At 49.4% G+C, this 24,034-nt stretch carries 16 protein-coding genes, 1 rRNA gene and 1 other RNA gene; all 18 read right to left on the bottom strand.

Translation table 11 applies throughout. The features are described 5' to 3' along the window. Positions 1-386 (bottom strand): 16S ribosomal RNA (locus QZR21_RS01045); the annotation flags it as partial. 712 nt (positions 387-1,098) lie between these two features. Beyond that, a complete protein-coding gene (gene thiE / locus QZR21_RS01040) occupies positions 1,099-1,728 on the bottom strand; it encodes a thiamine phosphate synthase (RefSeq protein WP_296097502.1) in 630 nt (209 codons plus the stop codon). Further along, a complete protein-coding gene (gene thiM, locus QZR21_RS01035; RefSeq protein ID WP_296097503.1) occupies positions 1,715-2,521 on the bottom strand; it encodes a hydroxyethylthiazole kinase in 807 nt (268 codons plus the stop codon). Before thiM ends, thiE begins: the two co-directional genes overlap by 14 nt. 176 nt (positions 2,522-2,697) lie before the next feature. Beyond that, a complete protein-coding gene (locus tag QZR21_RS01030) occupies positions 2,698-4,236 on the bottom strand; it encodes a hypothetical protein (RefSeq protein WP_296097505.1) in 1,539 nt (512 codons plus the stop codon). A 136-nt stretch (positions 4,237-4,372) separates the two neighbouring features. Beyond that, entirely contained in the window at positions 4,373-4,690 is a 318-nt protein-coding gene (locus QZR21_RS01025; RefSeq protein ID WP_296097507.1) for a thioredoxin family protein, read from the bottom strand. A gap of 321 nt (positions 4,691-5,011) precedes the next feature. Then, positions 5,012-5,355, bottom strand: a transfer-messenger RNA (tmRNA) gene (ssrA, locus tag QZR21_RS01020). Between the two features lie 98 nt (positions 5,356-5,453). Then, positions 5,454-6,422 (bottom strand): P1 family peptidase, encoded by a 969-nt coding sequence (locus QZR21_RS01015; protein ID WP_296097508.1) that lies wholly within the window; start codon positions 6,420-6,422, stop codon positions 5,454-5,456. A 180-nt stretch (positions 6,423-6,602) separates the two neighbouring features. After that, entirely contained in the window at positions 6,603-7,526 is a 924-nt protein-coding gene (locus QZR21_RS01010; protein WP_296097511.1) for an RluA family pseudouridine synthase, read from the bottom strand. Beyond that, on the bottom strand, positions 7,523-7,957 hold the full coding sequence (gene lspA / locus QZR21_RS01005) for a signal peptidase II (protein ID WP_296097514.1): 435 nt from the start codon (positions 7,955-7,957) through the stop codon (positions 7,523-7,525). Before lspA ends, QZR21_RS01010 begins: the two co-directional genes overlap by 4 nt. Positions 7,958-8,092: 135 nt before the next feature. Beyond that, entirely contained in the window at positions 8,093-9,067 is a 975-nt protein-coding gene (locus QZR21_RS01000) for a 3D domain-containing protein (RefSeq protein ID WP_296097516.1), read from the bottom strand. Between the two features lie 606 nt (positions 9,068-9,673). Then, a complete protein-coding gene (gene ppk1 / locus QZR21_RS00995; RefSeq protein ID WP_296097518.1) occupies positions 9,674-11,842 on the bottom strand; it encodes a polyphosphate kinase 1 in 2,169 nt (722 codons plus the stop codon). Between the two features lie 2 nt (positions 11,843-11,844). Further along, positions 11,845-13,398 (bottom strand): Ppx/GppA phosphatase family protein, encoded by a 1,554-nt coding sequence (locus QZR21_RS00990; RefSeq protein ID WP_296097519.1) that lies wholly within the window; start codon positions 13,396-13,398, stop codon positions 11,845-11,847. Between the two features lie 640 nt (positions 13,399-14,038). Further along, the gene (locus tag QZR21_RS00985; protein ID WP_296097522.1) at positions 14,039-15,538 is read right to left on the bottom strand and encodes a Na+/H+ antiporter NhaC family protein; all 1,500 of its coding nucleotides are present in this window, start codon (positions 15,536-15,538) and stop codon (positions 14,039-14,041) included. Positions 15,539-15,746: 208 nt separating this feature from the next. Next, entirely contained in the window at positions 15,747-17,798 is a 2,052-nt protein-coding gene (gene glyS / locus QZR21_RS00980) for a glycine--tRNA ligase subunit beta (protein WP_296973256.1), read from the bottom strand. Beyond that, positions 17,795-18,676: a glycine--tRNA ligase subunit alpha gene (glyQ, locus tag QZR21_RS00975; RefSeq protein ID WP_296973253.1), complete on the bottom strand. Its 882-nt coding sequence runs from the start codon at positions 18,674-18,676 to the stop codon at positions 17,795-17,797. Before glyQ ends, glyS begins: the two co-directional genes overlap by 4 nt. Before the next feature lie 833 nt (positions 18,677-19,509). Further along, on the bottom strand, positions 19,510-20,112 hold the full coding sequence (locus QZR21_RS00970; protein ID WP_296097529.1) for an HD domain-containing protein: 603 nt from the start codon (positions 20,110-20,112) through the stop codon (positions 19,510-19,512). A gap of 415 nt (positions 20,113-20,527) precedes the next feature. Beyond that, the gene (locus QZR21_RS00965) at positions 20,528-21,223 is read right to left on the bottom strand and encodes a TVP38/TMEM64 family protein (RefSeq protein ID WP_296097531.1); all 696 of its coding nucleotides are present in this window, start codon (positions 21,221-21,223) and stop codon (positions 20,528-20,530) included. 234 nt (positions 21,224-21,457) lie between these two features. Further along, on the bottom strand, positions 21,458-23,266 hold the full coding sequence (locus QZR21_RS00960) for a WG repeat-containing protein (protein WP_296097533.1): 1,809 nt from the start codon (positions 23,264-23,266) through the stop codon (positions 21,458-21,460). Between the last annotated feature and the right edge of the window lie 768 nt (positions 23,267-24,034).

Genomic DNA, 24,034 nt, shown 5'->3' with positions numbered 1-24,034 from the left:
TTCCCCACTGCTGCCTCCCGTAGGAGTCTGGACCGTGTCTCAGTTCCAGTGTGGCCGTTCATCCTCTCAGACCGGCTACTGATCGTAGGTTTGGTGGGCCGTTACCTCACCAACTGCCTAATCAGACGCAAACCCCTCTTCAGGCGATAGCTTACAGGTAGAGGCCACCCTTTCCTCAATAGGCCATGCGGCCCTTTGAGCGTATTCGGTATTAGCAGTCGTTTCCGTCTGTTGTCCCCATCCTGAAGGCAGGTTGTTTACGTGTTACTCACCCGTTTGCCACTCGATTCGAAAAGAAGCAAGCTTCTCTTCTCCTCTCGTTCGACTTGCATGTGTTAAGCACGCCGCCAGCGTTCGTCCTGAGCCAGGATCAAACTCTCCATGATAGATTGTTCGTTTGGCTCTTGTTTATTGCCTTACTTACTCATTAAAATTGCTCGGCATTTCTGCCTCGTACATCGGCTTATTCGTTCGCTGTACTGTTCAGTTTTCAAAGAATCATCGCTCTTCAAGCGACTTGATTATTTTACCACGAACCGGTTTCTTTTGTCAAGCACTTTTTTGAAGTTCTTTTGGAAGGAACCGCTCGGGTCCGCCGCCCTCGCGGCGACAGGTATGATGATACCATGAGTTGGCTTTTGTGTCAACAGGGAATTTTAAAAAGTCAGGAATGAGGAATGGTGGTGCGGCGCATCAATTCATATGGCGCCGCTTTTTATATATTGGGAGGTTCCGGCAGATCGTATGTATAGGGCATAAAGGTGGTGGGTTGGCATCGCTTCGCTCGCCAACCGGGCTGTGGGTGCTTCGCACCGGGGCATAAGGTGGAATAGCGGCTTCGCCGCATGACGAATGCCGCGGAGCGGCTGATTTCCTGTAAGCCGTAAGCTGACAACTGTAAGCAGTTAAGCAGCTGGGAGATAACGCCTGGCAAGCGCAGTGATTCAGGGGGAATGGTAAGCAAATCATCTAACGCCTGCGGCTTCGATCTTCCCTCTTTCCTCTTCTCTCTTCACTCAAAAACCTGCAGGTCCTCCACCGGAATGTCCGGCAAAACACCAGCAGGTATCTAATTTCTATCTTCTTTAACCATTGGGATCAACAGTTATTATGAATCAGTCCTTTAAGTTCCGCCGCCGCTTCTTTTGGCTTTCTACTGGCCATAATGGCAGAGACTATGGCGTAGCCTGCAATATCCAGGCCTTTGAATTGAGGAATGGTCTTTTGATTGATGCCACCAATGACAACCACCGGAATATGAACAGTTTCCAGGATTTTCTTCAGTGTCTCCATGGATGTAATATCAGCGTCTGTCTTGGTGGCCGTGGGAAACATGGCCCCTACTCCCAGATAATCGGCGCCGTCCTTTTCTGCTTTCACCGCTTCTTCCAGCGTGCCGGCCGATACACCGAGGATTTTGTCACTCCCAATCATTTTTCTTGCCACTGAAGCGGGCATGTCGGATTGTCCTACATGGACACCATCGGCATCAACGGCCATCATGATGTCAATGCGGTCGTCAATGATGAGGGGTACATGGAGGGTATCTGTAACCTCTTTAAGCTGACGGGCCCTTTCATACAGAAGCCCCGTATCTCCTGATTTTTCCCGAAGCTGCACCAGTGTCGCTCCGCCGCGAACGGCTTCTTCCACCACTTTTTCAAAGGTCCCCGGTGCCGGCTGGTTCCTGTCTGTCACCAGGTACAGGGTATAGTCAACATTCTTCATAGCGCACTCCTTGCTCAAGGGATTTTCCGGTCATCTTTCCCAGTTCATCGATGATGGCCATATGGAAATGACCAAACCCCTCTTTCCCCCAGTCCTTCCATGCCCGTTCACCGGCAAGGCCCATGGCCCCCATGGCGGCAGCGGCACTTTCCAGGGGATGCTCCGGATTTGCCCCGCAGAAAGCGCCAATCACTGTGGTGCACATGCATCCGGATCCTGTAATCAGCGACATTTCCGGACAGCCATTATGGATAAGTACCGTCTTTTTTCCGTCGGTAATAATATCCGTTTCGCCACTGATAACGACGATGGAATGCCACTTTTCAGCCAATGAAGCGGCCATGGGAATTGCTGTCTTTATATCAGCCGTTTCTCCTGCATCGACGCCTTTGGTAAATACATTCTGGCCGCCGAGAGATGCGATTTCTGACATATTCCCTCGAACCACGGTCATGGATACATTGTTCATGATTTCATCAGCCATCCGGTTCCGGAATGGCGTGGCCCCGCAGCCCACAGGGTCAAAGACCACCGGTTTATGTCCCGCGTTTGCACTGCGGCCGGCAACCATCATGGATTCTACTTTATTTACGTTCAATGTACCTATATTCAAAACAAGAGCAGAAGAAATGGAGGCCATGCTTCCGGCTTCATCAATGGCATCGGCCATAACCGGAGAAGCACCAATGGCAAGACACGCATTGGCACAGTCATTGACAGTGACATAATTTGTAATATGGTGGACCAGCGGATTCTTCCGTCTTACGTTATCTAAATACTCTGAAAGCTGCATGATATTCACTCCTTTTGCTATGACATCGGATGAATTGGACACTGCAAGCGGCACGACAAGCCAGAAATACGGAATGGATGTATACTACACGTGTAAAAAGCGCCGCTATATATATTTCTTTCCTTGAACCCTGCCCGAAGGACAGCACCCTGGCTTCAGCCACTGCCTCCTCTCAATTACACCCTCACCTTATTCGCCCATATCTTAGCAAGGCGGGCACTCTTTTTGGTACCATAACCATCTCGATAGTAGTCTGAAAGAATCTTGTAGAAATCGGTATATCCTTCCGCTGCCAGCTGCCTGGCCAGAAGAAATGCCTGCTTCGGATTTTCCTGGTGCAGGATTTCCCCGTCCGTTGGAGTCGGGCCTGCATAGTAACGCCAAAGGAGCACCCTTGTGTTCAAGAGACCCGAAGTATACCCATTTTTAGCGGCTTTTATAAAATCCTTATCCTCAACTTCCAGAGCATCACCGATATACAGGTACATCCGGGCAAGGACGGCCCAGGAATCATCATCGCCGGCTCGGGCTGCTTTCTTATAGTATTCGGCCGCCATTTTGACTTTGGTCTGGGAGTCATCGAATATTTTACCCAGTTTGTCTTTATTGGTATTCAGTTTATCCGGAGCCACTTCTTCTCTTGTTTCCTCCAAAAGGGATGCGGCTTTTCTGCAGTAGAAATCGATGAGATTCCTGCGGCACAGGTCGCTGCCTGCCTTCATGCCCTGTTTCAAAAGGATCACAAATTTCTTTTCGTTTCCCTCTTCCCGGCTTACCCGGGCCAGGTCATCATAGGCATCGGCGTACCCCAATGACGCCGCCTGGTTCAGATACTTCAGAGCTCTTTCTTTTTCCTCTTTTCCTGCCCCCGGAAAGAACTGACCTGCCCTGTAAGCGACCCGGCCTGCCTCGTAACGGCATCTCTTGTCGCCCCGTTCATAGCCCTTCAGGTACCAGGCTATGGCAAGATCTATATTCTTATGAACACCATCTCCCTGGAAATATAGATTTCCCAAAGCGCGGCAGACAGATTTACTGCCATCATGAAAGGCCTGGGCGTAGAGCTCCAGCCCTCTTCTTACATTGACCTCGGTTCCTATTCCATGGATAAAACAGTCTGCTGCTATTTCCCGGCACATATTATCGCCATGAACAGCACCGCGAAGGAACCAGGATAAGGCCGTTTTATCGTTTTTTACCGGGTCGCCGGGTCTCTCTTTCGCACCACGATTCAGATACAGTTTGCCTATTTCTGCATAGTCCTTATAAACGCCACCGGCAATGGCCTCTTTAAACCAGCTGATAGCAATTTCCCGTACTTCTTCGGAGTGGAGCGCATCTGCCATCATGAGCCGCCCGGCATAATAAGCTCCCAGGGCAAGCCCCTGCTGGTAGGACTCTGCATACCGATCGAAGGCTTTCTGGATATTGGTCCTTTTGCCATAGCCAAACTCATACATCCGCCCCAGATACAAGGTACTTGGAGCATGACCCATTCTTGAAGGAATTTCAAAGCAGTCAAAAGCCTGGGCATAGTCTTTTTCTTTATAAAAATTATATCCCAGTCTAAAGAGTTCCTTCATGGCTTTACCGCTTCCCTGCAGGGAAGCTTCTTTCAGATACTCCTTTGCTTTCTCATAATTCCGGATCTGTTTGTACTGCATTCCCAATTCCAGGAGTTCTGCCCTTGTCAGATTGGCTGCTCCTCTTTCCATAAATCTCACTTCCTCCATGAATCATGTGGTTTTCGCTACTTTTTATTGTATCACGTGTCCTGTCCATCGTGGGCCTCGCCAAAAGAATTTCAAACAAAAAGCAGGGGTGCAACATATTGTATCCCTGCCAATTCATTTATTTATGAGATCTTTCTACGAATGCCTTTAAATCTTCAAATCCTACTCCATTGGAACCAACAATCCGGTCCACCGGTTTTCCATTGTGGAAATAGATGAGAGTTGGGGTCGCCGTTACCTCAAATCGTTCAGCTACATCTTTATCCTCTTCCACATTGACTCCATAAATCGGTACCGGCAATGAGCCGGCTATCTTTTCCATCATGGGACGCATCTTGCGGCAATAACCGCAGGTGGGAGAAGAAAATCCTAAAATCACATCGCCCTTTGCGATGACCTGATTTACATTATCTATACCGGAAATCGGACCCATCATACAAATCACTCCTTTATTTTTCAGCATTTATTTCTGTAACCTATTATATATTTATTATATTCAATTTATTAAATGTTGTCAATGGGATATTGGTCACAATCACTGATCAGAACCTCATATCGTAAGACGATTGTCAGCGATCCGCTTACCGTGAGCCATCCGCTTCGCGGCATCCATCCTGTGCCTTTGTCACGGCCCTTCTCCCAAGGCCTGCATATTCAAGGATGGTCTCAGAGGGAGATCCTGATGCAGCCATAGGACGCCTCTGTTTCTATATTTCCCTGCACAATAAAAGGACCACTTTCGTGGTCCTGTCATCATTGGTGGAGATGAGGGGAGTCGAACCCCTGTCCAAAAAGCCTGTCCCATAAATTTCTCCGAGTGCAGTGCCTGTTTGATATTTAAGCAAAGTATCGTACAGGAACAAACTGCCTTTGCCGATTTCGGAATTGGTTTCCCTCGGAAGTCCCGAACATCCTTCTCCGGTATCCTATTGATTGATGTCAGCCTGGAGTCATAGGAAAACGCCAGGGGACATTAGCAGATTAGGCTGCTAAAGCAAAATCACGTTTTGCGTTTAAGTTTGTCCACCGTTTCACGGGGTAGATGGAATCCCGACTCGCTGTTTATGGACTAGAATCTCCTGTCGAAACCGGTACATCCCCTTATGGGTACATTCCATTATAAATGGCAAATGCATGATTGTCAATGAGTATGAAAAGCCATGGACAACTAAACACAACCATCCAATTGGCTCCATCAGTCATTTTCCCGTTTCGTTTCCCGCAATATTCCTGTATGCCGGACGACCACCCATAGCCTCAGCTGTACGGACAGCATCAAGGATAGCGAGGCGGATGGCTTCTTCCGCCAGATAGCCCACCGTATCCACAGGCGCCTCTACTTCGCCGGAGGCCATGGTGAAAACGGTATCTCCATCCATGGTAGTATGGACAGGACGAATAGCCCGGGCATAGCCGTCATGGGCCATACCGGATACAGCCCTGCACTCTGCCTTTGTCAGTTTTGCATTTGTCATGACGCATCCGATGGAAGTATTGGTTCCCATATTTCTTTTATATCCATGCATCATGAGGTCATGGGAAGAGAGGATTGTCTTCTCATCTTCAGCAAGAGCGCCGGCCAGTACATGGTTTCCCTCATAAATTTCTCCGCACGCATTGACCGCCATATAAGCTCCTACGTAAAGGCCGCCGGGAAGGATGAATTCCGCATATCCGGCCCCGCTTTTCATGGCATGGTCAAAGCCAGTGAGCTTTCCTACGGTAGCTCCCGTTCCTGCGCCATAGCATCCTACAGGAAATGTATCGGAAGCTTCTTTGGCCGCCTTATATCCCATGGCCAAGTCAGGAAAGGCATGGCTGCTGCCGATGGTAAGATCAAAGAGCACAGCGCCGCAGACGATGGGTACAAAAATACCCGGCCCCGCCGGAAAGCCGATTCCCTTTTCCGCCAGGAATCTCATAACTCCGGAATCCGATTCCAGCCCGAAGGCGGAGCCGCCAGAAAGAACGACGGCGTGGATTTTCTGTACCGTTTTTTCCGGATTCAAAAGGTCCGTTTCTCTTGTTCCCGGAGCACATCCTCTTACATCTACGCCGGCAGAAGCGCCACCTTCCGGCGCCAGAATCACCGTCACTCCGGTGAGTCCTTCCCTGTCTTCCGCTGTTCCGATGGTAAATCCGGGTACATGAATCGTTCTACGTTCCAAGGTAAGCCTCCTTTTATGACAAAGTGGTCAACAGGTAGTGCCTGCCCCAAAGGTAATAATTCTGAGGGGCAGGAGAAAACTTGCGGTATACCACTCCTTGCGCTTCCACGGCCACTCTGATTTCCTGAGCTGCCAAAAACTTATCTGTCATCATTTCTTCAAAGGACTTTCTGTCCCTTTTTATTCCCCTTTCCTTGCCATAGCAAGGCAGAGCTTTATATCCTCCGGCACCGGGGCTTCGAAGTGCATAGGTTCGCCGGTGACGGGGTGCTTCAGGTCCAGGGTCCAGGAATGGAGGGCCTGTCCTTCAATGGGGAAATGGTCTTTCTTCCATCCATAGAGGGGATCGTTCACCACAGGATGACCGATATGGGCCATATGAACGCGAATCTGGTGGGTCCTTCCTGTTTCCAGCTTCAGCTCCAGGAAGGAATAAGACGGCATAAATTCCAGTACCCGATAATGGGTTACCGCCAGTTTTCCGGTCTTAGGCTCCACATCCCATTTCATCCGGTCCTTCGTGCTTCGTCCCAGGGGCAGCCGGATGACCCCCGTATTTCCTTCCATCTGCCCATGGACCAGGGCTACATAATGGCGCTGGGCTTCGTGGGATGCGATTTCTTCTTTCAGTACGGGGAACGCACGGGCTGACTTGGCTGCCACCATGACGCCCGATGTATCCTTGTCCAGACGGTGAACAATACCCGGACGGATAGGATCTTCCGATGCTTTAAAAAGGCTATCGCCGCAATGGTAAAGAAGGGCATTTACAAGCGTACCGTCCGGATTCCCAAAGCCCGGATGCACCACCATACCCCTTGCTTTGTTGATAACTATCATATCATCGTCTTCATAGAGAATATCCAGAGGTATGTCCTGGGGCACCAGCACCAGTTCTCCCTTTTCTTCCCAGGAAAAGGAAATGGTATCTCCCGATTTCACGTGGTAATTAGCCCGCACCATGCGTCCCGGTTCCAGAACCGCCTTTCCTTCCTTGATCCATTTCTGCACTTCTGAGCGGGTAAGGCCCGCGGCCTCTTTCAGGACCTGGTCCAGACGCAGGCCCTCTTCTTTTTCTGTAATATGGCAGGTAATCTGATTCATGAACTGTGTCTCCAAAAATAAAAAGCAATGAGCCCTACCCCCAGGCAGATAAAAATATCCGCCACATTGAATATGGGCCAGATGCGGAAATCAAAGAAGTCAATGACTTCACCAATCCTGACACGGTCAATGGCGTTTCCCAGAGCACCGCCAAGAAGCATGGCAATGGCAAGCGAAAAGTAGGCCGGTTTCTCCGGAATTTTTTTGCGCATAATAAAAAAGGCAGCGTACAATACCACCACAATGGCCAGGAAAAACCAGTCCTTATGGGGAAGCAGTCCAAAAGCAGCGCCAGGATTCAGAATATAGGTCAAATGAAATACACTCTTTATCAAAGGAATGGTCTGTCCCAGTTCCATATGGGTCTGCACAATCCATTTCACCAGCTGGTCCAGTACAGCCGCCCCCAAAGCAATCAGTAATGTTCTCATAAATTCCTCCTGGCTTGTATTATAGCATATGGATAGTGGGCGGTGGGAAAGGCAGGTCAGTTCATTCCCCCCACATATACGCTAAAAGCGGCAAAGGACTTTATCTTCCTTCACCGCTCGTATGATCCTATGAAATCAGTAATTCACAAAGACCTCTACATTCCTTCTTCCAAAGTTGTAGCATTCTTCAAATGTTTCCATGCACAGGTCGATACGGTCACCAATAATGGCGCCGCCTGTATCTGCTGCTACCGCTTCACCATATCCGGGGATAAATACAGAGGATCCCAGCGGAATGACCCTGGGGTCAACGGCTACGGTACCATGACCGGCTCGGGTGCCGGTAGCGGTAATACCGAATCCATCTCCATCAGTGGGATGGTAAGCACTGGCACTCATATTTCGTACGTAACCCTGGGTTCCTTCCATATCGCCGGTCTTGGCAATACCTGGTATTCCCTGACTGAGAATTTTTACATGTCCCGCTTCTGCACGGATTACCTTACCATCGGAAATGTATTCTTCCATTTCCACTTCCCGTTTTCCCTGGGTTCCTTCCTGGACAATTTCCATCTGTCCCGGAGCCAGGGTGCTGTCGTACCAGCTGTTATAATGGACCGGAATGGATTCTACCCGGTTCACAACCCGGGATGTATAGGGAACCACATGAATCTGCATCCCCTGTGTCACTTTCATCATGCCATCTTCAATGGGCATCATCTTCTTCCAGTCGAATCCTGCCTCATTCACCACGCCCTGCACAGTCTGTTTTGTGGTATACACGGTCTTAGCCCGATTCCCCGACACAATAGTCACCGGCTTTGCCCTTTCTATCACCACAACAGAACCATCCCGCACATCGTCTCCACTGGTCCAATATTTATCATAGGCATTTAAAACCACATCGGAATCATTCAGCACCTGTTTAAAATTGGTCGCATTCGTGGTAATGACTTTCTTCTGACTGCCATCATACACGGTTACCGTCTTGTCCTCATTAGACATGCCAAACCCGAAGGCCATGGAAAGGTCCGCCTGGGCAGCCACGGAAAAGAGGAGCAGGGAACAGGTGATTGCTTTCACTGCTTTCTCAAAGGTTCTATGTTTCATATGACTTCACTCCTATGGCAGTCATTCTACCATAGAGAGACTTTTTGTCAAATTTATCGCAGTTTACAAATAGTAAATACTATATTTTATCTGTATTTATCGTGATTTATATATCATACCCTATATGTATTTGCACAAAATATAATGGATATCCTTCATCATGAAATCCGTATATTATTAGATAATATCTATATTTTTTCATTTCGCTAATTGTCAATTCTGTCTTATTACACTGGACTTTAGCAAAAAATGAGAGCAGGTAATATCGAAAACTGTACGGTTTTTTCGGCACTTTCCTTTCTTCTCCTATTTTTGCATCAAGTGATTGTAAACCATATATGCATAATCTGCATACCATCAGATAGGCTCTTTTTGTCCCATATTTTGGACTTCTAAAACACATGTTTTTGCTGAATTTGACTTCGTGTGGGAAAAAGGAATATGAAATAAGGCTATTTGAATAAGCTATTCCCAAAAATGCTATCAATTATTGCTTAAAGTGGATATCACCATGTTTATCATCGGTTTGCAAATTCCGGATTTTCAGGAAATAAAAAAGCTGTGAAGAAAATCATGTTCTTCACAGCCTTTTATATGCAGGAACTATTACCGTTTTCCAAAGACCGGTACATAAGGTTCCATCTTCTGGGCCAGAGTCATTTCTGCCTCTTTATCCCGTTCTTCCGCCAATTCCTGGAAACGGGCCTGGGCGGCCACTTTATGGTCCGGAGCGATAACTTTCTTCCAGGTGCCATCGGACTGCATGATATGGGTTTTCTGGTTATCCGCCAGTTCCAGGTTGATCATTTCTTTCAGCCGCTGGCAGAGATCTTTGTCTTTCACCGGAATCATCAATTCCACGCGGTCATTCAGGTTTCTTGGCATCCAGTCGGCACTGCCGATATAGAACTCTTCCCGTCCGCCATTCAGGAACCAGAATACCCGGCTGTGTTCCAGGAAACGGCCCACCAGGCTTCTTACGGTGATATTATCGCTGACTCCTGGGATACCGGGAATAATAACGCAGATACCGCGGACAATGAGTTCAATCTTCACGCCCGCCCGGGAGGCTTCATAAAGTTTGGCAATGATTTCCTTATCCAGTAGGGAATTCATCTTGGCCACGATGCGGGCCGGCTCTCCCTGGAGGGCAAAGTGAATTTCCCGGTCAATGAGTTCCATGCACCGCTGCCGGAGATTAATGGGGGCTACGATGAAGGAATCCCAGATAGGCGGGTCTGAATACCCGGAAAGGAGATTGAAGAAAGCGGAAGCATCGGTGCCGAAGCGATCATTACAGGTAAAGATGCCAAGGTCCGTGTACAGTTTAGCCGTGGAGGCATTGTAGTTCCCTGTAGCCACATGGACGTAGCGGCGGATGCCATCCTTTTCCCTGCGGATGACGAGGGTACATTTCGAATGGGTTTTCAGTCCCACAAGACCATAAATAACGTGGGCGCCCGCTTTTTCCAGACGGCGGGCCATGAGGATGTTATTGGCTTCGTCGAACCGGGCCTTTACTTCCATGAGCACCGTCACCTGTTTCCCGTTCTGTGCCGCCTTTTCCAGAGCCTGGATAATGGGGCTGGAAGAGGACACACGGTACAGGGTCTGCTTGATGGCCAGCACATTGGGGTCAGAAGCTGCGGAAGCCACGAAATTCACGACGGAATCGTCAAAAGATTCATAGGGAAGATGGACGAGTAGGTCCTTTTCCCGGATCATATCAAAAATATTATGCTTGTTTTCCCGTTCCATCTGGATCATAGACCAGGGCTTATGGGGATGGGCTTTCGGATAACGGAGGTTGTCGTAGCCCTTGATACCGCAAAAAGAGAAAAATGCCGTCATATCCAGGGGCCCATCGATTTCATACATATCTTCGGGTCCAAGGTTCATTTCGGAGGTCATGAACCGGCACATGAAACGGCTGGTGCCCCGTTCAAATTCAAGGCGCACCGCTTCCCCGCGCTGTCTCTTTTTCAGTTGTTTTTCCACTTCCACCACCAGGTCCTGGGCATCTTCTTCATCCAGGTTCAGGTCCGCATCCCTGGTGATACGGAATGGCCTTGCTTCCAGCAGGTCAAATCCGATAAACAGGCGGGCTGCGAAATGGCAGAGCACCTCTTCCAGGAATACGAAATCATGGCGTCCCGGATGGTCTTCGCTGTCCGGAAGACGGATAATACGGGGCAGGACAGACGGTACCGGCACAATAGCCGTTTTTACGTCGATATCATTTTCCTCATCTAATGTCATATCCCGTTCATTCCGTTCCAGAAGCATGGCAATATTCAGGCTCTTGGATGCCAGGAAAGGAAATGGATGGGAAGAGTCCACCGCCATCGGCGTGACTACCGGGAAAATCTCCCGTTCGAAGTAATCATCGAGCCATCTCTGCTGCCTCGGAGTGGCATCTCCTGGACGGATGAAATAGAGTCCCTCCGATTCCAGTTCCTTCAGGATCATCTTCAGGTAGCGGTACTGCCTTGCCACCAAACGCTGGCAGGTATCGGAAATTGCCGCCAGTTGTTCTTCCGGCGTCATGTTGGCAATATCCCGGCGCTTTACCCCATTTTCTTTCTGGTGTTTCAGGCCAGCCACGCGAATCATGAAAAATTCATCCAGGTTGGAGCTGGTGATGGCAAGAAATTTCAGTTTTTCAAGGAGTGGATTGTTCGGATCCACCGCTTCCTGGAGAACTCTTCTATTAAACTGGAGCCAGGACAGTTCCCTGTTCAGATAAAACCGGTAATTCTTTACGTCCACGTCCATAGTTACCTCCGCTCAAGTCTGGCTTCCATGCCAAAAATATTTTCAAAGAATTCTTTTTCTTTATCGAACATCCATGTTTCCAGGGCCGTATTCTCGCTGCTTTCGTACTCGATAAGCAGGGCATCCTTCGTAATGCGGGCTGTCACGTCTTTCAGTTTCTGTTTCCTGGACATATCCATAGCCCGGACCAGCCTGAAAATGGCGATCAGCTTCAGTGCGGTCATCTTGGAATCATCAGAAAGAATCCGGAATGGCTCATCATCATCATTGGGCATGCCTTTATGGTCGTAATACACAATACAGGCTACAATATCCTTTTCCTTATCGGAAATGCCAAAAATATCGGTGCCCCTGACCATGCTCCATGCATGGGCGGAAGATCCGAGAAGGTTTACGTATTTCCCGATCTGGTACAGGATAATGGCCATACGAAGCAGGAACTCATCCCGTTCATTGAGGCCATTATACTGGTCAAAAGCCCGGATAATGTGATAGCTGTAAAGTTCCATGGCCTTCGCATGTTCCGGCTCATAATAATAGGAAGCCGCAATGGACCTTGTGAGTTCCAGATTCTGGGCTCTCATATAGAGCAGGGCCGGGTCTTTCGTCTTCTGGGCCCCATAGAATATGCTGGCCGCCTCTGCAAAGGTCATGCCCATCATGACTACGTTATTGACCGGCACATTATTGAGAATTTCCTGGTAAATATGGATTGTCGGTGTAACGACGGAAGCCAGGGATTCGGTGATGTGGTATTTCTGCATGGTCATGGACGTAGAAAGAGCGCCCGCTTCTTCGTAGAACCGGGTAATTTTCTCCGGCTTCACTTCAATGACGCCGGCACCGATTTTGACATTCATGAGCCGCCCCACAATGCGGGCTTCACGGCCGGAGAGGATGACCGTATCGATCTTGTATTTCCGGACCGTCACCCACAGGGGTTCCATGATGGCATGGATGTATTCACTCAAAGCTTCGGGGAAATTGATAGAGTCCCTCTGGTTCATCTTGAATGTCTCCAGAAGCCGCAGGGTGCCGATATGCACATTATGCTGGTAGCAGAGGGCCCCTTTCTCCCAGACCGTCAGTCCCACGCAGCCCGATGTGATATCCACGAAGAGGAAATTATTGCCAAGACGGTCTTCGTTGGCCTTGTTGTACTGCTTGAACTGATACTGGAGGCCAAAGTGCTTGAAATAGATTTCCTGTGGCATATCCACCACCTGCACGTTGAACCCCGTATTCACCCGGATCAGGTCAAGAATGGACCGGCAGTTTTCCGCTTCCCGGAGTACGGCCGTCGCATAAACCGCATATACCTTGACCTGGTAGTCCAGGAGCAGCTGCTTCAGCCCTTCCAGCATACGGCACAGTTTCTTGATAGAGGGAAAAGACAGCTTTTTGTGGATGAATACTTCTTCCCCAAAGGATGTGTCCTTGCGGACAGACTCAATCACCCGGATATCTTTCACATTGTTATACTGCACGATACGCATGGAAAGATTGGATGATCCGATATGAATAATCCCATAGATGAGTGGCTTTTGCTCCGACATGGCGAGCCCCCGTTCCTGTTTAAAATCCGTTGGAACCATTGAATAACTGATGTAAGAATCGGCAGGTATCCAACAACACTCCACTTCTAACCTTACACCTTCCAAGTAAAACCTTTGTAAAAGGTAAAACCAATCCCATAATTAAAGCGACAATGTAAACCCGCAAATCATCACATCGATAATTTTTATACTATTATTGTATCATAATCAAACTTTGAACGTTGAAAAATAAAAAAGTACCGTTTTATTCAAGCCAAACAATTACTTACATATTTTTCACATCAGGGAAGCAGTGGTCTATTTTACAGCATCAATTTTCAAAGGGATATTTATGCACCCTTTCGCTCTCCGAACCGACCTGCGGCCCGAAGGAAGACGCTTTGATATGCAATAAAGGTGACCAGTAATCCAATCGCATGCAGGCATCTTTACTGCTCAATAAGGCACTTTCTTTTATCATTTGTCTGGCCAGGGCAGCAGTCCGCCGAAGAACTGCTACATGACATTACTTGTATAGCTCGCCAATCATATCGAATGATATCCCGCATCACAATCCGATAGCGATTTAATCAGAACTTCCTTGAACTACAAAAAAACTGCAAACCGATTCGACGGGCTTGCAGTTTTTAATAACCATCTATCAGTCCTCACTACGATAGGATCTGAATTTCAGGAAATATCCCATAATAATAAGCATGCATACCAGACCCACTGCATCTCCGATGATACCGTTTCCGGTGATGCCATCTACAAGATAGCCAATGACACAGCTTACGGCTACCACAAGGACGTAAGGAATCTGGGTAGATACGTGGTCTATGTGGTGGCACTGGGCTCCCGCCGATGCCAGAATCGTGGTATCGGAAATCGGAGATACATGGTCGCCACCCACAGAACCTGCCAGGACAGCGGCTACCGTCATAATCATAAGATGGGTATCATTGGATACGATAGCCAGAACAATTGGAATCAGAATACCGAAAGTTCCCCAGGATGTACCGGTAGCAAAAGCAAGACCGATAGCCACAAGGAAGAACAGGGCCGGCAGCATGATGGCAATGGTGGCATTATTAGAAACTACGCTTCCCACATAGCCGCCAATATTCAGATATTCCTTGCCCACAATACCGGACAATGTCCAAGCCAGAGAAAGAATCATGATGGCCGAGGTCATCTGTTTGAAGCCTTCCACAAAGCAGCTGCAGAAAGTACTGAAGTTCAGAACTCTTCTTGGAATATACAGAACAAATGTAAATACAAGCGCAATAAAGGAACCAATGACAAGCCCCCTTGCGGATTCACAGTTGGCAAATGCTTCAGCTACGCCCTTGCCCTCCAGAATGCCGCCGGTATAGAGCATGCCGAAGACGCACCCTCCAATGAGGACAACCAGGGGAAGAATGAGGTCAATGATTTTCCCGTTCCCCACGGGTCCATTGTTGTCATCCTCTGCATACTCCGCCGGGATAACGAGAGTACCGCCGCTTTCTTTCTCAAACTTTGCCATTCTGGAAAAATCTTTTCCCGACCAGATCAGAACTGCCATGAAAATAATGGTAAGCCAGGCATAGAGATTCAGCGGAATTGTTTCCAGAAACAGGGCAAATCCATCGATGGAGCTTCCTTCAGGCAGTGAAGAAGTCACCGCAGCCGCCCAGCTGGATACCGGAGCAATGATGCAGACTGGGGCTGCTGTGGCATCGATAATATAAGCCAACTTGGCACGGGTAATCTTGAATCGGTCTGTCACCGGTCTCATAACCGTACCTACCGTAAGGCAATTGAAATAATCATCGATAAAGATAAGGATGCCTAAGAGCATGGTAACAAAAAGGGCACTTCGTTTCCCTTTAATGGTTCTTGCCGCATAATCCCCATAGGCCTGGGAGGCACCGGACTTCTGGATGGCCGCCACCATAATTCCTAAAAGGACAAGGAAAACCAGAATATAGACATTGCTTCCCACTTTGTCCGACATAATTTTAAACATGGTGTCGATGGCACCAAGTACACTGAATCCGGCAAACATGAAGGCACCGATAAAGATACCGATAGCCAGAGACATGTACACTTCCTTTGTTGCCAGTGCCAGGATAATCGTGACCACCGGCGGTACAAGGGACCATACCGTTTGAGACATATTACATCCACCCTCTCTACTTTTGACAGTCTCCCATACTGCCAAAATGACATTTTTGTTTATTATAACCCGTTTCCATCCCCCTGTCACTATGTATATGTAAATTAACAATAAATGAATCCGAACAAAAATGTCCTGCCGAAATTCAGTTTCCGGCAGGACATACACCCTGATCAATTAACTGTCAAAACACAAGTAGAATGCGCAATCACACCAGTTTGCTGAAGTCGCCCCAGCCATCGAAGAAGGCAAGGGTCTTTTTCAACTGGGCAATGCGGTTATTCTTCACCGCTTCGTCCTTTACCATAACCATGACGTTATCGAGGTAGTCATTGATAGGCTGTGTCAGTTCTTTCAGGTATGGCAGGGCATCGGCATAGCGGTATTCTTTATACAGCGGTTCCACGGAAGCCATGGCCTTTTCCAGGGCAGCCTCCAGGTTCTTTTCCGCATCTTCTTCAAAGAGTGCCGGGTTCACGTCTCCCCCCTCTTTGCCTTTGGTAATATTGGCAAGGCGGGTAACGGCCTGGCGAAGATCGGTCTCTTCCTTCAGATGGCTGGCTGTCATGGCCTGTGCCTTGAGGAAGATAGCGTAAATGTCGTCCACCGGTCCGGCAAGAACGGCATCAATGATATCATACTCAATGCCATCGTCCAGAAGGATGGCACGGATACGCTGGCGGAAGAAATCCTCCACCTGGGAGAGGACCGTCTTCTTCGTATCCTCTTCTCCCGGCAGCAGTTCCAGCGCCTTCGCAATGCCCCTCCGGATATCCCAGTGAATCTTGCCGTCCACCAGGATATTTACGGCGCCGATGGTCTGTCGGCGAAGGGCAAAGGGATCCTGGGAGCCCGTAGGAATGAGGCCCCGGAGGAATGTGGCTGCCAGGTTATCCAGCTTGTCTGCCAGGGACAGGGCACGGCCGATGGATTCTTTAGGAAGAATATCGCCGGCAAAACGGGGCATGTACTGTTCGAAAATGGCCTGTGCCACATTCGGTTTCTCCCCATCCAGCAGTGCATATTCCTTGCCCATTTCCCCCTGGAGTTCGGTGAATTCAGTAACCATGCCGGTAGCCAGGTCGGACTTGGACAGGTAGGCCGCCCGGTCGGCATCTTTCATTTCTTCATCGGTGAAATGCCAGTCGCCGCCGATAAATGCAGTGAGCTTCTGCAGGCGGTCTGCCTTATCCCGCATATCACCCATGCCTTCCTGGTAATTGATGCGGGTCAAGTCATCCCGGTGGCCTTCCAGTGTCTTCTTCCGATCGTTTTCAAAGAAGAATTTCGCATCATCCAGACGGGCCCGAAGCACCTTTTCGTTTCCGTGCTGTACGTTTTCCAGGGCCTTTGTGCCGCCGTTACGGACAGTGAGGAAATAGGGCATGAGAGAGCCATCTTCATTCCGTACAGGATAGTATCTCTGGTGGTCCCGCATAGGAGTGACCACAGCCGGCACCGGCAGCTTCAGGAATTCATCGTCAATCCGGCCATAGAGGGGTGTCGGATATTCGACGAGGTAGTTGATTTCTTCCAAAAGATCCGCATTATGCCATACATGGCCGCCCAGTTTTTCTGCTGTTTCCAGAAGGCCCTTCTTAATCATGCTGCGCCGTTCATCCTGGTCCACGATGACAAAGGCTTTCCGCATATCTTCCTTGTAGTCTTCCGGCCGTTCAATGGTGACCGGTTCCTTGCAGAGGAAGCGGTGACCCCGGCTCACACGGCCGCTCTTTACATGGGCAAATTCCACCGGAATGATTTCATCGTCGGCCAGCGCCACAATCCAGCGGACCGGACGGATGAAATGGGCTTCTTCATCAGCCCAGCGCATGGACCTTGTGAAATTGAGTCCCGTAATGAGGGACAGGAACAGGTCCGGGAGCACTTCCTCCACTTTTTTGCCTTCATTGACCACATGGGCCCAGGTATAGTCCCCTTCTTTCACAAGCTGGGACGGGTCGATATGCTGGCCCCGGGCAAATCCCTGGGCAGCGCGGGTGGGGTTGCCATCGGCATCAAAGGCTGCCTTGATGGAGGGGCCCCTCTTTTTTACTTCTTCATCGGGCTGGCGGTCTGCCGCATTCTTTACGAGTACTGCCAGTCTTCTCGGTGTAGCATAAACCGTAATTTTCTCAAAGGAAATACGGCTTTCTTTAAATTTTGCATCGGACAGGGCACGGAGCTGGTCCACTACGCCGGACATGATATTAGCCGGCATTTCCTCTGTTCCGATTTCTAAAAGAAGATTCTTGCTCATTTTGCTTCACGTCCTTTCAGCATGGGGAATCCCAATTCTTTCCGTTTCTTCAGCCAGGCCTTGGCACACATTCTTGCCAGGTTTCTTACCCGGGAAATATATTCCGTTCTTTCGGAAAGGGAAATCGCCCCTGCTGCATCGAGGAGGTTAAAGGAATGGGAGCATTTCAGCACATAATCATAGGCCGGAAGTACCATGCCTGCCTTTACCACCCTCTTGGCTTCTTTCTCGTACATATCAAACAGCTTGAACAGCATATCATGGTCGGAAAGTTCATAGCTGTACACGGACTGTTCATATTCATTTTCATGCCAGATATCGCCGTAGGTGACACCGTCGGTCCACACGAGGTCATAGACATTGTCCTTTTCCTGGATGTACATGGCAATACGTTCCAGGCCATAGGTAATTTCCACGGCCACCGGATGTTCATCGATGCCGCCGACCTGCTGGAAATAGGTGAACTGGGTAATTTCCATACCGTCCAGCCATACTTCCCAGCCAATGCCCCAGGCTCCCAGTGTCGGGGATTCCCAGTTATCTTCTACGAAACGGATATCATGTTCTTCCGGATCGATTCCCAGCTCCTTCAGCGATTCCAGGTAAATTTCCTGGATATTGTTGGGAGACGGTTTCATGATGACCTGGAACTGATGATGCTGGTACAGGCGGTTCGGGTTATCTCCATACCGGCCATCGTCCGGACGGCGGGATGGTTCCACATAGGCCACATTCCACGGTTCCGGTCCTACAACCCGAAGGAAAGTGGCAGGGGTCATGGTGCCTGCCCCTTTTTCTGTGTCGTAAGCTTCGCCCAGCACGCAGCCCTGCTTCGACCAGAATTTCTGGAGTGCTAAAACAATCTGCTGAAATGTCATATTTCCTCCTAAAACAATATAAAAATCCCTGTAACACAATTGTTACAGGGACGAGTTACAGGGATACCTGACCCGCGGTTCCACCCTCATTGGCCTTGCGGCCCACCTTCATTCATGGCAGCCCTACTCTATTCGGGCGGCAGCTCAGAAACGCCTTCCGCAGCCTGCCGGACTCTCACCATCACCGGCTCGCTGATCCTGCGTACTCCTTTTCTTCATCGCCGTAGTTATGGGACCATTTTAGCAAATTAATAAAGGATTGTAAAGGGGCATGATGGAGCTTCGCCGGGCTATATTCTTCGACCAGGGCATTGACTGCGTCAATGCCGCTGGATCACCAATGGCCTCGTTTCAACGAGCGAAGCGATATTGCCGCCCCACAGGGGAAGCGGCTCACTGCGCACCGATTGGCAAGTGCCAGCGATGCCAGCCCATTTCTCTTATCTCCATCCAGCAGATTGACCATATTCCGCATACATAAAAAAGCGGCGCTTCCCAATTGGTGTGCCGCCTCCCCCAGTCACCTCAGCCACTTCAGTCACTATTCACCAGCTCCGACTAAAGACCGGAATTTAGGGAAGCACTGATTAAATCGTTGTCAGATTTCATTCTTGGGTTTTTATGCAATGCGAGGAGTAACTCGACGAGAATAGCGAGCTATTTAAGAAACGCTATGACGAAGCAGTGCATAAAAACTTTTATGAAATCTGACTCTGCGAATTAATCAGCGCTTCCTTATATTTCTTCCTTAAGCCCAGGCGCAGCCTTAGCCCTGCTGCGCATAGCCTTGTCTCAAGGACATAGCCCCGGCCACAGGCCGCTGCCTTCTCTCTTCAGTCCCTCTTCACTTCTTTCCCCACATGGGGCTCCAGAAAATGGGTCCGGGCATATTCCCAGAGCACTGAGGAACCATCGGCAGTATGTTCATTGCGCTTCAGGATCTGGGACAGGTGCACCCCGTGTTCCTTCCAGGATTTGCCGCCGGTGTAATCGTTGAGCATCATGGGCTGGATATTGTCCATGGTATGGGCAAAACGGGCTTCCGGCGTATCCGCCCGTTCAAATTCATCCCACAGGGCCCTGAGCTTTTTCCCCTCTTCCGCCGGAAGTTTTCCGAAAAGCCGGTCCGCACTTCTGGCTTCTTTATTGTGCTGGTCCTCCTTGCTCACACCGCCGTAGGCATAGGTATCACCCGCATAAATCTCCACCAGGTCGTGGATGAGGAGAATGGATACAGTCTTCAGTACATCGATTTTCTCATTGCTGTACCCGGCAAGAAGGATGGCCATAACCGCCATATGCCAGGCATGTTCCGCATCGTCCTCCATGCGAATGGCATCGGTAATATAGGTCTGCCGGGTAATCAGTTTCTCCTTGTCAATTTCCCTGAAGAAATCAAAGAGGGCATTCAGTGTCTGTTCTGTAGGTTGGTCCATGAATTGGTTCCTTTCTGATATATGACTAAAATGGTTTGCTTGCCTATACATATGTATGGGGCTAAGGGTGGTGGGTTGGCATCGCGCCGCTCGCCAACCGGGTTGTGGGTGCTTCACACCAGGGGCATAAGGTGGATTTGCCGCCAAAGGCGGCTTTTCAACCTCACGCCCCCGCTGCGCCAGGACGTCAGTCTTGGCAAGCAGCCACAACCCGGTGAACGAGCGAAGCGATGTTCACCTACCACCCTTAGCCCCATTCAGCGGTATGAGATAATCAGCAAACCAGGCTCCGACCGAAGGCCGAAGGCCTGAATCCGTATTACTTCCATAAGCCCAGGCGGCAAGCTTTGGCCTTGACAAAGTCACCGCCATGCCGCAGGCTGAGCCCCGGCCACAGGCCGCAGCCCCACTTCCATCACTCTGCCGCCTTCCGGCTTCTCCTGTCCCAGATGAAGAAAACCACGTAGAGCAGGATGGAAATAGCAATAACCACTCCCAGACGGTGGGGATTCTGGGAAATCGTCACCGTATCGTGGCCGATAAGTGCTTCGATGGCAGTAGCCGGGAATTTTCCAATGAAGGAGGCAAGAAGGTAATCTTTAAAGCTCATTTTAGAAAGAGCGCCGAAGGCATTCAATGCGGCTGCCGGGAAATAGGGAATCACCCGAGCAATCAGCATGACCCGGAAGCCATTGGTCCGGCTCTTTTCATCCCATTCGGAAAGTTTCTTATTTTTGGCAATCAGCTCTTCCGCCGAAGTCCTGAGGAAGGTCCTGAAAAAGAGAAAGCTGATGCCAGCTCCCACGGTCTCCGCCACCCAGGCTAAAAGGATGCCGGGAACAATCCCAAAAATTAAGGTACAGGCCGTGGAAAAAATCATGGCCGGTGGGAAACCGACGGCATTCATGACCGCAGTCAGCACAAAAGCAAAAACTGCCGCTCCCTTGCCGAAGGATCGGATATAATCAGCAATACTGATAATCTCCCCCTCTTTTAACAGGGACCATATTTCATGGAAAGCCTTTGGATCTGCCAGATAACACCCGCCAAAAAGGAGAATGACCAAAAGCACAAGTACCAGTCTCACCAGACCCTGACTATGTTGTTTCATATATAGTTATAGTACCTCCTGATGGGACCTATTATAGAGTGAGGATATAGCCCAGTCAAGGACGTAGGGATGTATCGCCTCAATGGTAGACAGAGCCCCGACCGAAGGCCGCAGCCCAAGGCCGTCAGGCCTGAATCCATACTCTTTCCCTGAGCCCAGGCAAAGCCTAAGCCCTGCTGCGCATAGCCTTGTCCGAAGGACAGAGCCCCGACCGAAGGCCGCTGCCCTCTTTACTTACAATATATCCAAATCGTCATACACCGGCTGTACCAGGAACCGGCCTGTCGTATCGATAATTCCCCATTTTCCTTTAATTCTTACGCCGGCATGGCCATCTTGGAATGGGGTCACATCAGATGCTTCTTCTTTAAAAAGAATGCTGTCTTTCCCGTCAACTGTCACATATTTCCAGCCATCCTTTGTCTTGACCGGAACCAGTCCATCTCCCCCCTTAGCGAGGGCCAGGAAAATGGGCTCCGTCACTTTCTGACCATCCCGTGTCATGAGGCCCCAGTGGCCTTTCTCCTTATAACCGTAGAGTCCCTTTTCGATATAGTACAGTTCGTCATAGGAAAATGGCACCAGCACGCTGCCGTCAGTCATAGAGAGCATGCCCCACTTCTTGTCATCCTTCCGTGCGAGGAGCACAGAATCTTCGCTGCCCGGAATGAGGCTTTCATATTCGATGTGAGCAATGAATGTACCATCCCGGTTCACCCAGCCATATTTTCCCTGATTCCGGATAAGAACACCCTTATCATCCATTTGGAAGACACGATCATTGGAAGGACTGGCAATGACTTTGCCTTCGGAATTGATATACCCCCGCTTTACGCGGACCGTGGGCACCGGTTCATAATCATAATACCAGGGATCCCATACGGGGAATCCGATTCCCCAGCCCCAAGGATGATGGTAATGGTGGTGATGATGGAACCAGTCCCCCCATCCCCAGCCGATGCCGATGGAAATGGGGAACCGGCGGACCGCCGTGGTCTCTACGGTTTCTCCGGTGCGGACCTCGGCCATCCCATTTTCAAAAGGATACAGCTTGTCATAATTGGCCATGAACGCCATAGTGCCATCAGGCTTAGCATAGCCATTGCCATCAATGGTTTTTACGCCGGCCAGACCTTCAGAAAATCCGGTGAGCACTGCCTTGAACTGTGGCTTAGCCGTTACATTTCCCTTATTGTCCAGGAACCCCCACAGCTTATCTTCGTCCTGCACTGCCGTGTACCCTTCCGTAAAGACCGGAATTACACTCTTATACATGGGCTGGACCACTTCGTTTCCTTTACCGTCAATGAATCCCCAGCGGTTATGGTTGTCCTCTACCGCCAGAAGGCCATCAGAAAACGAGGGTCCCGCTTCCTTATAGGTCGGTGCAATCACCGTATGTCCGTCCCGGTCTACCACGCCCCAGCGGCCTTTGTCTCGAACCGGCGCCAGACCTTTGTCATCAAAATAACGGGCCTCCTGGTATACCGGGGCGATTTCTTTGCCATCAAGGGAGAGATACCCGTACTTTCCATTAGATTTTACAATGGCCATGGAATTTTTAAAATCGGAAACCTGGTCGTAGGACTGATTGGAAACTAGGGAACCATCTTCTTTATAAAAAATGATTTTCTTATCTGGCTTCTCTACCGCCAGGGCTCCTTCCTGCCAGACAGAACGGTTCTCATAAGAAGGAGGAATGACTTCCTGTCCCTTTCTCGTATAGAACCCCCGGAGCTTCCCCTGCTGCACTTCCACCAGGTTGGCCCGGTCCGGTTCACTGTCCATATCATTATCCTTTACATCGGGATCCGACAGGCTAAGGCCGATTTTATCATAAGAAACAGGGATGATCACCTTTCCTGCCCCATCAACGGCCCCCCATTTCCCATTCTGCTTTACCGCTGCCGCGAAGGAAACTGTCACCGCGCCATTTCCACTTTCCTCAGTGGCCTCATAGTCCGGCCCTTCGTTAGCATAGGAAGAAAAAGAAACACAAAGCATGCCGGCTGCCAGGGCAGCCATCCATTTTTTATGGTTCATTAAAATCACCTCGTACGCAAATCATGACCTTACATCAGTATATATATATTTTAGCATAGAACGGTACCAGCCTATAGTCCAAAATAAGGAAAGATGGCTGAAGAGTAAGCCCTGCGGGCAAGTGGCTCCAAGGGAATGGCCTGTGACCAAGGGGAAGCCCGTTACCCCTCGGCCGCGCTTTGCCTGCTATAATATTTATCTTGATAAATATATAAAAAATATTTTTACTGCATAATTAAATTCACTATTCCAATTTCTTATTCTTTCATGTATAATCAAGATGGATGAGGGCAGAAATCTGTCCGGGGAGAGGCCTCGAAAAAATACCCGGACATGACATAAGCCGCAAGCCATCCTGCAAAGATGAATCCATAAGAGCTCCGGAATAAAATCCGTTCGATGCACAAGGTTAATCTCCCTTCCTGTGGAAAGGAGACTACCAAATCCCGCAGCTGGCAATACAACTGAATACACATAGGCAGAAAGCCTGAAGGAGATCCAATTCCAGGAACAGGCTGTGACTTTGATAGGTTTGTGTCACAGTCAGTCGACATAACCCTTTGGGCTTTTTGTCGTGGTATGAGCCAGGGAAGCGCTGATTACAGATGTTTTTCTTTGTGCTGCTTACCATTTCAATAAATTTTCCCCTGCGGCTTTGCAGCCGACAACATACTGACTGCATCACAAATCTGACCGGGCTATTGCTTAATCTTCCCCCTCTTGTTCCTTTTTCTCCCATAGTCCATAATAGAAAGAAAAAGGAAGGAT

Origin of the sequence: uncultured Dialister sp., from assembly GCF_900541605.1 — a bacterium.
Taxonomy (GTDB): domain Bacteria; phylum Bacillota; class Negativicutes; order Veillonellales; family Dialisteraceae; genus Dialister.
This window is presented reverse-complemented; position numbering and strand designations above follow the sequence as displayed.

Excerpts from the sequence above, each read along its gene's own strand:
- thiE (WP_296097502.1), bottom strand. The coding sequence starts at position 1,728 with ATGAAGAATGTTGACTATACCCTGTACCTGGTGACAGACAGGAACCAG.
- thiM (WP_296097503.1), bottom strand. The coding sequence starts at position 2,521 with ATGCAGCTTTCAGAGTATTTAGATAACGTAAGACGGAAGAATCCGCTG.
- QZR21_RS01030 (WP_296097505.1), bottom strand. The coding sequence starts at position 4,236 with ATGGAAAGAGGAGCAGCCAATCTGACAAGGGCAGAACTCCTGGAATTG.
- QZR21_RS01025 (WP_296097507.1), bottom strand. The coding sequence starts at position 4,690 with ATGATGGGTCCGATTTCCGGTATAGATAATGTAAATCAGGTCATCGCA.
- QZR21_RS01010 (WP_296097511.1), bottom strand. The coding sequence starts at position 7,526 with ATGAATCAGATTACCTGCCATATTACAGAAAAAGAAGAGGGCCTGCGT.
- lspA (WP_296097514.1), bottom strand. The coding sequence starts at position 7,957 with ATGAGAACATTACTGATTGCTTTGGGGGCGGCTGTACTGGACCAGCTG.
- QZR21_RS01000 (WP_296097516.1), bottom strand. The coding sequence starts at position 9,067 with ATGAAACATAGAACCTTTGAGAAAGCAGTGAAAGCAATCACCTGTTCC.
- ppk1 (WP_296097518.1), bottom strand. The coding sequence starts at position 11,842 with ATGGACGTGGACGTAAAGAATTACCGGTTTTATCTGAACAGGGAACTG.
- QZR21_RS00990 (WP_296097519.1), bottom strand. The coding sequence starts at position 13,398 with ATGTCGGAGCAAAAGCCACTCATCTATGGGATTATTCATATCGGATCA.
- QZR21_RS00985 (WP_296097522.1), bottom strand. The coding sequence starts at position 15,538 with ATGTCTCAAACGGTATGGTCCCTTGTACCGCCGGTGGTCACGATTATC.
- glyS (WP_296973256.1), bottom strand. The coding sequence starts at position 17,798 with ATGAGCAAGAATCTTCTTTTAGAAATCGGAACAGAGGAAATGCCGGCT.
- glyQ (WP_296973253.1), bottom strand. The coding sequence starts at position 18,676 with ATGACATTTCAGCAGATTGTTTTAGCACTCCAGAAATTCTGGTCGAAG.
- QZR21_RS00970 (WP_296097529.1), bottom strand. The coding sequence starts at position 20,112 with ATGGACCAACCTACAGAACAGACACTGAATGCCCTCTTTGATTTCTTC.
- QZR21_RS00965 (WP_296097531.1), bottom strand. The coding sequence starts at position 21,223 with ATGAAACAACATAGTCAGGGTCTGGTGAGACTGGTACTTGTGCTTTTG.
- QZR21_RS00960 (WP_296097533.1), bottom strand. The coding sequence starts at position 23,266 with ATGAACCATAAAAAATGGATGGCTGCCCTGGCAGCCGGCATGCTTTGT.